Raw genomic sequence first — 9,543 nt, 5'->3', positions numbered from 1 at the left:
GGGTTGGTCGGGTTCGTGGGATCCGTGGGGTTGGTCGGATTGGTCGGGTTCGTGGGGTTGGTCGGGTTCGTGGGATCCGTGGGGTTGGTCGGATTGGTCGGGTTCGTAGGATTGGTCGGGTTCGTGGGATCCGTGGGATTGGTCGGATTGGTGGGGTTCGTAGGGTTGGTGGGGTTCGTAGGGTTCGTAGGGTTCGTCGGATCCGTGGGATTCGTAGGATTCGTAGGATTCGTAGGATTCGTAGGATTCGTAGGATTCGTAGGATTCGTAGGATTCGTAGGATTCGTCGGGTTGGTGGGATCCGTCGGATTGGTCGGGTTGGTCGGGTTCGTGGGATTGGTCGGATTCGTGGGATCCGTGGGGTTGGTCGGATTCGTGGGATCGGTCGGCACCGGGGGGGCTGGGTCGTCGTCGTCGTTGCTGGCTGCGGCGATCAGGCCCACGCCGCCCGCGCCGATCAGGCCGGCCAGCAGGAAGTCGCTGAGCACGGAGCCGCCGGCTGCGGCTGCGGCGCTTTCCTTGGTCACGATCAGGCCCACGGCGTCACCGTCACTGGCGGGCGCCACCTGGACGTTGCCAGAGGCCAGGTCCAGCACCATGGCGCCTGCGCCATCACCCTCGCGCTGGGCCAGCGTGGCCTGGGTGCCGCCCTCGAAGGTGCCGACCAGGGTCTGGCCGTCCTTGCCCTGGAACAGCGCCTTGGCGCTGCCATCGGCGGGCACGATGATCTTGTCGCCGACCTGCAGGGCACTGCCCGGCTGGGCCATCAGGGTTTCCCCATTGCGCACGATCTGCACGCCCGGGCTGACCTGGGACAGCGTGGCGGGAGGCGTGCCCCGGGGCATGACCGCTGCGGCTGCGCCGGGCTGCATGTTCGACGTATTGAGCTGCGCAAGCACAACGCTGGAGGGCTGCGGGTCACCGAACTGCACGGGGCTGACGGTGGTGTTGCCGGTGGGCTGCATCGATTGGGCGGTCATTTACTCTCTCCAGACAAGGGTTGAGACGACAAGGTCAGACGGTGGCTTGGAAGCCGTGAAAAATCTGTCGAGCCCTTTTGTGCAACATGCATGCCACGTGCACGCTGCAGGTCCGGATGGCCTAGGAATCATCCTAAGATATTGATTTGTATGGATTTATCTATTGATCACAATGTCTCATCAAGGGTCTGTTACGGCACACGTTACGTAACGCTGCCGGGTCTGCTCCGTTACTCGGGCGCCGGTGCCGCGCCATGTTTCATGGCCCTTGACTCGCGGGCCCATGCAGCGGGGCAAGATGGCTTTCGCCTATAAAATCGCTGGCTTTTGGCTGCAGGCGTGTATCGGCGCATGCAGTAAGCCCAAAAGCGAACAGGCCCGTCTTCCAACTTTCATTGCGTAGAGAGCGCCCATATGCTGATTTCGTCCAGAGTTCCGTCGCGAGTGCCGGGTCGTACCTATTTGCGGATAGCCCGGCCCGTGGCCATTGCCGCCTTCAGCCTGGGGGCGGCTTTGTGCGGGGCGTTTGCCCATGCATCGCAGGAGGCGGTGGACGAGGTCTCACGGCTGCTGGAGCAGGGCAAGGCGCCCCAGGCCGCCAAGCAGGCCGAGGCCTACCTCAAGCAAAACCCGGCCGATGTGCAGATGCGCTTTCTGCAGGGCGTGATCGCCGCGGAGCAGCGCCAGAACGCCCAGGCCATCAAGATCTTCACGGCGTTGACCCGTGACTACCCCAGCCTGCCCGAGCCCTACAACAACCTGGCCGTGCTGTACGCCGCCGAAGGCCAGGAACGCAAGGCCTCGGAAGTGCTGGAGCAGGCCATTCGCACCAACCCCAGCTACGCCACGGCGCATGAGAACCTGGGCGACCTGTATGCGCGCATGGCCAGCGATGCCTATGCCAAGGCCTTGCAGCTGGACGGATCGCGCCAGGCCATCCAGCCCAAGCTCGCCCTGATCACGCAGATCTTCCCCAAGCAAGGTGGCGCCCAGGGCAAGACGGTCCAGGCTGCAGCTGCCTCGACCAAGGTCGCCGATGCCAAGGCGGCCGATGCCAAGGCCCGCGAATCCGACGCCAAGCTGGCCGAGGCCCGCGCCGCCGAGACCAAGGCGGCAGAGGCCAAGGCCGCCGAATTCAAGGCCGCTGAAGTGAAGGCCGCCGATGCCAAGGCAGCGCAGGCCAAGGCCGCAGAAGCCAAGGCCGCAGAGGCCAAGGCAGCGGAGGCCAAGGCAGCGGAGGCCAAGCTGGCCCAGGCCAAGGCAGCGGAAGCCAAGGCCGCCGAGACCAGGCTGGCCCAGGAGAAGGCTGCCCAGGCCGCACAGGACAAGGCGCGCGCTGCCGAGGAAGCCAGGCAGGCTGCGGCCAAGGCCGTCGCCGTGACCACCGCTGCGGCCCCTGCCGCCGCCGCTGTGGCCGCCGCCGAGCCCGCCAAGGCAGCGCCTGCCGTCGACGAGAAGAAGGCGGCCCAGTCGGCCGCAGCGCAGGAAGTGGAGGCCGCCGTCAAGGCCTGGTCCACCGCCTGGGCCGGACAGGACATGGACCGCTACCTGGACGCCTACAGCGACCACTTCACCCCGGCCGATGGCAGCAGCCTGGCCAAGTGGAAGGAACAGCGCCGCCAGCGCATTGTCGGACGCACCACCATCGTCGTCACCGTGCGCGACCTCAAGGTGACCGTGGACGGCGACAAGGCCACGGCCCAGTTCCGCCAGTACTACGCGTCGGGCGCGCTCAAGACCACGACCCGCAAGACCCTGCGCATGCAGCGCGAAAAGGGACAATGGCGCATCACCCACGAAGGAACCGGTTCCTGATGCCTGAAAGAGCGCGCCCCCTGGCACGGTCATCCGCCGGCTTGCTGCGCCTGCATGCGCGGGCCGCCGGCGTGGCCGTGCTGCTGGCCGCTCTGTCCACGATGTCGTTCGGCACGGCGGCCTACGCCAAGCCGGCCAAGGCCTCCAAGACGGCATCCGCCAAGCCTGCAACGGGCAAGACCAGCAAGACCGGCAAGGCCGGCGCAGCCAGGCTGCGCTCGGCGTCGGGCAAGACGGCCGTGGCCGCTGCTGCGGTGGCGGCTACGGCAGGCGGCGTCGCTGCCACGGCAGGCCAGGCCAAGGCGGCGGCCGGCTCGCAAAGCCAGGCGGAGGCCCGCCTGCTGGCCATCATCCGCCAGGTGGAGCAGCGGGATCTGGATGGCGCCCTGAAGGCGGCCGCCGATCTCACCGCCGAAGTCCCCAATTTCCGCGCAGCCCAGCTGGTGTATGCAGACCTGCTGCGCTTCAAGACCGGCCGTACCGGCGAGGTGCTGGCGGGCACGCCCGTGGCTGCGTCCGCCGCCCCCAGCCATCCGGGCCAGGGCGTGCTGGTGCGGCACAACCTGTCCGTGGGCAGCGTCACACGGCTGGAGGGTCCGGCCAGTCCCGCGCAGGCGCAGCTGCAGGATCTGCAAAACGAACTCAAGCGCCGCCTGCAGGCGGACAGCGGCGCGCCGCCTGCGGGTTCCGTTCCCGGCGAGTTTTTGATGCTGGGCGCATCCGTGCGGCATGCCATTGCCATCGACGCCAGCAAGTCGCGGCTGTACCTGTTCGCCCATGAGGCAGGCGGGCTGCGGCTGCTGGGGGACTTCTATGTCTCCGTGGGCAAGCTGGGCACCGACAAATGGCAGGAAGGCGACCAGCGCACGCCGCTGGGCATCTACTTCGTGGGCCGCCACATTCCCGGGCCCCGTCTGCCGGAGTTCTATGGCAAGGGTGCGCTCACGGTGAACTTTCCCAATGACTGGGACAAGGCCGTGGGCCGCTCGGGCAGCGGCATCTGGCTGCATGGCTCGCCGCCCGACCAGTTCTCGCGGGCGCCCGAGGCCAGCGATGGCTGCCTGGTGCTGGCCAACCCCGATCTCACCTTGCTCATGCAGACCGTGGACCGGCAGACGCCGGTGCTGATCCGCGAAAAGCTGCAATGGGTGGCCCCCAAGGCCCAGGCCCAGCAGAAGGCGGCAGACGCTTTCGTGCGCGTCATCGACGACTGGAAGAGCGCCTGGAACGGTGCGGACCCGCGCAAGCTGGCCGCCCTCTACGCGCCTGACCTGCTGCAGTCGCCGGCCTCGCGCACATCACAGGAGCGGCTGGCCGCCTACCTCAACCGCCCCGGCGTGACGCTGCAGGACCTGTCCATCTATTCCTGGAAGGACGCCAAGGGCGAGATCCGCGTGGTCAACCTGCGCGCCAGCAGCAAGTCCTTTGCCGAGGGCCTGCCGCTGCGCCAGTACTGGCGCAAGACGGGCGGGCGCTGGCAGCTTTTCTCCGAGGACGTGATGGGCTGAGCCTGGCGCAGCTCAGGTGTTCTCGTTGTGGCGGTTGCTGTCGAAGCGGCGCTCCGCATCGAACAGGTGCTGTATCAGCACATGCGAGGTCATGTTCACGCCGATGCCGCCAATCATGGCCGGCAGCAGGTACAGCGCCGTGGACAGCTCGGAGACGAAGAGGGTGTTGTCGGACAGCGAAGGCGTCGCCTTGGCCGCCGAGGCCAGGCTTTGAAGCAGGTAGACATCCACCCCCGCCATGGCCACCAGGGCCAGCCCGAACAGCAGCACCGTGGTGCGCGAGATGCTGCGCTTGGCCAGCAGGGCGGCGTAGATGGCGCAGGGAAGAACGACCGAGAAAACCACCAGGCTCCAGAATCTGGCTTCGGTGAAGACGGTGGTGCTGATGCGCAGGGCATTCATCGGTGCGGTCTTTCGGTGCGGTCTTTCGGTGCGGTCTTTCGGTGCGGTCTTTCGGTGCGGTCCTTCGGTACCTGTGGGGTCCTGCGGTTCCCTGTCGGCCGCCCAATATGCCGCGCTTGCGTAAACGCCCGGTGAACCCGGCGCAAACCGGTGGTTGCACATGCAACCAGGCGCACCGGTCGCAGTCTTGTCCGCTTCGGCCCTGCCTGGCCCGATGCCGTCCCTCAGGAGGTCACGACTGCCGCACCAGATAGGCCGGCAGCTGCGCCTCGGGCAGCACGGACAGGACCTTGAGCTGCAGCTGGGCGCGCTTGCGTGCCTGGGCAAGGTAGTCCTGCAGCGCCTGCGCGGCCCGCTCGTACTCACCATCCCACAGGGCGTCGATGACCTGGCGGCAGTTCTCGAGCAGGGGCGGGTTGGGCGACTGCGGGAACATGCGGTCAAAGGTGCTGTGGATCAGCCACGGCATCTGGCACTGCTGCAGCATGCCCACCAGCTTGTGGTTGGGGTGCCGTGCCAGCAAGGCGCCGTGCAGGTGCTGCTCCAGCCGCAAAAGCTCCTGCGCTTGCGGTGCGGCGGGGTCGTGCAGGCGGCGGCGCAGGTCTGCGAGCATGTCCCTGTCCAGGCGCGGGCCGCTTTCGCGCAGCGCCGCGGGAGCCAGCAGCGCCAGCAGCTCGAAGTCCTGGTTCACCGCGCGTGCCGTCAACGCCGCCACGCGCCAGGAGGCATAGGTGCTCTTGTCCACCAGTCCCCGGTCCACGAGCCGGCTCAGCACCTCGCGCAGGGCCACGCGGTTCACGTTGAAGTGCTCCATGGCCGCGCTTTCGTCGATCTGGAAGCGCCCGAAGATCATGGCGATGGAGATGGTCTGCTCCAGCTCGTCGTGGATGCGCTCGCTTTCCGAGGGGATGTGGATGGTGGCGTTGCCCTCCTCCAGGCCCAGGGCCCGCGCGTCCAGCGGCAGGCGCTGGGGCTGCACGGCCTGCCCGGGCCGGGCCACCAGGTAGCCGCGTCCGTCGAAGGTGCACAGCAGCCCTTCGGCATGCAGCAGCTCGAAGGCCTTGCGCACGGGTATGCGGCTGGTGCCGAAGACCTTGGCCACCGGCCCCTCCAGCAGCACCAGGCCGGGCTCGATCCGCTGCTCGACGATGGCCCCGCGCAGGCGCTGGCGTATCAGTTCATAGCGCAGCCGGCGTTCGCCGGGATCGCCGGATTCACCGGATTCGCCGGGGCCTGCTTCCTCGTCGCGGGCAAGCTGCGTGGGTGCTGGGGTGGCTCTTGTCATTCCTGCTTCATCTGCATGTACCTGTGCACCGGCCGCCGCAAAGGGGGCCGGTATCCGGCAGGACTATAAGGGGCGGGCGCGGCGCAGCAGCGTGGCCCATTGGCGCACCAGGTAGTTGTGCTCGTCCATGACGGTGTTCCAGACGGCGATGTGGCCCAGGCGCTGCTCGTAGGAGCCGCCGTCGCGCACGCTGCCGCGCGGGATCAAGATCTGTCCGTCGGTGCCCCGCAGGTCCTCGGCGGCAGGCAGGCCGGCGTACCAGTAGTCCCATTCGCTGGCGCGCAGGTGCTCGCGGCTGCGCAGCGGGTTGGAGATGTAGTAGCCCTGCCGTGCCATCGCCGCACCAGGCCAGCCGGACTGCCACCAGTTCAGGTAGCGGTAGGCGGCATCCAGCGTATCGCCCCTGGCCTGGCTGGAGATGCCCAGGCCGCCGTACCAGGCCCGGTAGCCTTCGCGCGGGCAAGCCAGCCGGTAGTCCAGTCCCGCCGCGCGGTAGTGGGCGATGGCCGGCGACCAGTGGCTTTGTATGGCGACGCCGGCATCGATCATCAGCCGCGCCGCATCGGCGTAGTTGCCCCAGAAGCCCCGGAACTGCTCCGACTCCTGCCGCTGCAGCAGCAGGGCCATCATCTGGTCGATCTCCTCCAGTCCCAGGTTGCTGATGTCGCCAAAACGCATGTCGCCGCCGGCCTGCAGGGCCAGGGCCGCATCCAGCGCGCCGATGGCCGCATCCGCCTGCAGGGCCGCACGGCCACGGCAGGCGGGAGACAGCAGCCACGACCAGCTCTCCTCGGTCTGCGCGAACAGCTTCGGCACGGCGGCGGGCAGGTAGACGAAGCTGTCGGCGTTGTGCGTCAGCGGCAGCATGCTGATGCGCGATGCGGGCGTTCCGCCCAGGGTGCCATCGGCCTGCACGTACAGACGCATGGCCGGGTTGCAGCCCGCGCCCAGGGCCGCCTGCGGCGTGATGCGCCCGGTCTTGGGCAGGGCGTTGACCTCGTCCCAATGCGCCAGCCTGCCGATGTCTATGGGTTGCAGCGCCCCTGTCGGCCACAGGCAGTCCAGGCTGTGGAACCACTGGTCGTAGAGATCGAAGCTGTCCTGGCGCATGACGGCCTGTCGCTGCGCGTCGAAGCCGTCGAGCACCTCGAAGCGGATGCGCAGGCCCAGGTCCTGCTCGGCGCGGCGGCGCATGGCCTCGGTCAGCGTCACCGAGGTGCCCAGTACCCGCAGTTCAGGCATGTTCTTGCGCATGGGGTGTTCCTTGTCAATGGAAGGCGGCCGGGCCGGGTGCGGCGCCGGGTTGCGCCCCATTGTCCTGCGCGAAGAAACGCTGGAACGACTGCCAGGAGTCGTCCACCTGCTGCCCGTTGAGCCCCGAGGCGATGAAGACCAGGCGCGAGCGGCCGTCGCCACCGGGCCATTCGGCCAGATGCTCGGGCGCATGCATCAGATGGCCCATGCCGTGCAGCACCGTCGGCTGCCCCTGCGGCCATCCTTCGGCGGCCACGGCCACGAGCCCCTTGAGCCGCAGCACCCGCTCGCCATGGCGGTGCAGCAGCCAGGTCAGCCACAGCGTCAGCGCACACCAGTCCACGGGGCCGTCGAGTTCCAGGCAGAAGGCCTGGATGCTGCCGTGCGGCTCCTGGCCCTTGCGGCTGCGAGGCGTGCCTGCAATGGCGCGTGCCAGCCAATTGCTCTCCTGCACGGGCTGCTCCTGCCAGGCTGGCAGCGCCTGGCGGCTGTTGCCGAGCACGGCCAGCGGATTGAGCCTGGCAAGCTGCGCGCGCAGCGCCTCGGCGTCCTGCGGCCGGGCCAGGTCGGTCTTGCTCAGGTACAGCCGGTCGGCGGCGGCGACCTGGGCTTGCCATTCGGGCCGCTGCGCATGCGTGGCCGCGTGCAGGGCATCGACCACGGTGGCTACATGGGCGGGCCTGAAGACCTGGCGCAATTGCGCATCCCCTATGAGGGTGGCTATCACCGGGCCGGGCGCGGCAAGGCCCGTGGTTTCGATCAGCACGCGCTGGAACGCAGGCAGCTCGCCGCGCTCGCGGCGCTGGTGCAGCCGCCACAGCGCCTCCTTGAGTTCGCCGCGGATGGCGCAGCAGATGCAGCCGTTGTCCAGCAGCACCGTGTCGGCGTCGATGCGGCCCACCAGCAGATGGTCCAGCCCCACGGCGCCGAATTCGTTGATCAGCACGGCGGTCTCGGCAGCGGGAGAGTCCTGCAGCCATTGCCTGAGCAGCGTGGTCTTGCCGCTGCCCAGAGAGCCCGTGAGCACACCCACGGGCAGGCGTGCATCGCCGGTCATGGCGCCTGCTCCGGTTGGGGCCAGGGCATGGCCAGCGGATCCAGCTCGCGGGCCAGCAGCCGCTCGGCCGCGGGCCACAACGCACCGAAGTCGGGCACCAGAACGCTGGCGCCCGTAGGCCCCTGCAGCAGGTAGGACTGGCCGTGGAAGTCGCTGAGCCGCAGCCGCCACAGCGCCAGCAGCCGGTTGGCGCGCGCAATCTGAATCAGCCGCTGGCGGCGCCCGGCCGATCCGGCCGGCGCCTGGCTCCAGTGGCCGGAGCCCTGCAGCAAACCGCACATTCCACACATGACAGAAACCCTTTCGGTTGCGAATGGAGCCGCCTGCGAAACTGGCGCAGCCAAAGAGCAGAGACACCGAGGAAGGGCCTATGCCGGCCGCGCCGCCCCGCACCGAGGGTGTCGCCGGCTGCCCGTACGCCCCCCTCCGAAGAGAGGGGGAAGGCGCGAAGCGACTCAGGGGGTGCTTCTTTTCACGGCATGACATCGCCGGAATTGGGCCCCAGCGTCTGTCCCACATACAGATTGCCACCGGGATCGGAGGCCAGCAGCACCGCCGTGGGCGCCACCTCGTCGGCGCGGCCGAAGCGGCCCAGCGGCAGGCTGGCCTCCTTGGCGCGCTTCCAGTCCGCGCTGATGCCGTCGACCAGCGGCGTGGCGATGGGGCCGGGGGCAATGGCGTTGACCAGGACATTGTCGGGTGCCACTTCCAGCGCCAGCGACTTGGTGAAGCCGATCACGCCGGCCTTGGCCGCCGCATAGTGGCTCAGCTCCACGCCGCCCTTGATGCCCAGCTGCGATGCGATGCTGATGATGCGTCCCCAGCGCTGGGCCTGCATGTGCGGCACTGCACGCCGCGCGCACAGGAAGACGCTGCGCAGGTCCACGCGCAGCATCTCGTCCCACATCGCGGTGGACATGTCGGCACAGCGCGACTGGGTGAGCATGCCGGCGTTGTTGACCAGGATGTCGATGCCGCCGAAGGCCTGCACGCAGCGGTCGATGATGCGGTGGGCCGTGGACTCGTCGCCCACGTCGCCGATGACGGTCTCGGCCTGCGTGCCCAGCGCGCGGCAGCGCCGGGCCACGTCCTCGGCCCGCGCGGCATCGATGTCGGCCAGCAGCAGCCGCGCGCCGGCCTGCGCATAGGCCAGGGCGATGGCCTCGCCGATGCCGCTGCCGGCGCCTGTCACGACGGCGCGGCGGCCGTCCAGGGGCTTGGAGGTGTTCATGTCGGATGTCC

8 protein-coding genes and 1 pseudogene are annotated in these 9,543 nt (G+C 68.5%); 2 read left to right on the top strand and 7 right to left on the bottom strand.

Features of this window, described 5'->3' with window-relative positions; translation table 11 throughout:
* Nucleotides 1-980, bottom strand: a pseudogene (locus tag ACF8NF_RS25710) (hypothetical protein); the annotation flags it as partial.
* 480 nt (nt 981-1,460) lie between these two features.
* Between ACF8NF_RS25710 and ACF8NF_RS25705 the strand changes: the two are divergent.
* Complete coding sequence (locus ACF8NF_RS25705) at nt 1,461-2,795, top strand: tetratricopeptide repeat protein (protein WP_392451518.1); 1,335 nt, start codon at nt 1,461-1,463, stop codon at nt 2,793-2,795.
* Entirely contained in the window at nt 2,795-4,303 is a 1,509-nt protein-coding gene (locus tag ACF8NF_RS25700; protein ID WP_392451517.1) for a murein L,D-transpeptidase family protein, read from the top strand. The genes ACF8NF_RS25705 and ACF8NF_RS25700 overlap by 1 nt, the downstream gene beginning before the upstream one ends.
* 12 nt (nt 4,304-4,315) lie before the next feature.
* Here the strand turns inward: ACF8NF_RS25700 and ACF8NF_RS25695 are convergent, their stop codons facing one another.
* From ACF8NF_RS25695 to ACF8NF_RS25670, 6 genes are all read right to left on the bottom strand, one after another.
* Nucleotides 4,316-4,705, bottom strand: coding sequence for a hypothetical protein (locus ACF8NF_RS25695; RefSeq protein WP_016449810.1), 390 nt, complete (start codon nt 4,703-4,705; stop codon nt 4,316-4,318).
* A 232-nt stretch (nt 4,706-4,937) separates the two neighbouring features.
* Nucleotides 4,938-5,990: a GntR family transcriptional regulator gene (locus tag ACF8NF_RS25690; protein WP_047217835.1), complete on the bottom strand. Its 1,053-nt coding sequence runs from the start codon at nt 5,988-5,990 to the stop codon at nt 4,938-4,940.
* A gap of 63 nt (nt 5,991-6,053) precedes the next feature.
* Nucleotides 6,054-7,244 carry a PotD/PotF family extracellular solute-binding protein gene (locus tag ACF8NF_RS25685; RefSeq protein WP_392451516.1) on the bottom strand — a complete coding sequence of 397 codons (1,191 nt, stop codon included), beginning with the start codon at nt 7,242-7,244 and terminating at the stop codon, nt 6,054-6,056.
* 13 nt (nt 7,245-7,257) lie between these two features.
* Complete coding sequence (locus ACF8NF_RS25680) at nt 7,258-8,301, bottom strand: GTP-binding protein (RefSeq protein WP_016449807.1); 1,044 nt, start codon at nt 8,299-8,301, stop codon at nt 7,258-7,260.
* A complete protein-coding gene (locus ACF8NF_RS25675) occupies nt 8,298-8,591 on the bottom strand; it encodes a hypothetical protein (protein ID WP_016449806.1) in 294 nt (97 codons plus the stop codon). Before ACF8NF_RS25675 ends, ACF8NF_RS25680 begins: the two co-directional genes overlap by 4 nt.
* Nucleotides 8,592-8,773: 182 nt before the next feature.
* Nucleotides 8,774-9,532 carry an SDR family NAD(P)-dependent oxidoreductase gene (locus ACF8NF_RS25670; protein WP_070080603.1) on the bottom strand — a complete coding sequence of 253 codons (759 nt, stop codon included), beginning with the start codon at nt 9,530-9,532 and terminating at the stop codon, nt 8,774-8,776.
* Nucleotides 9,533-9,543: the final 11 nt, after the last annotated feature.

Source organism: Delftia sp. WSY_22, assembly GCF_043104185.1.
Lineage (GTDB): Bacteria > Pseudomonadota > Gammaproteobacteria > Burkholderiales > Burkholderiaceae_C > Comamonas > Comamonas tsuruhatensis.
Note: the sequence above shows the minus strand (reverse complement) of the source record. Positions and strands in the feature narration are given on the sequence as shown.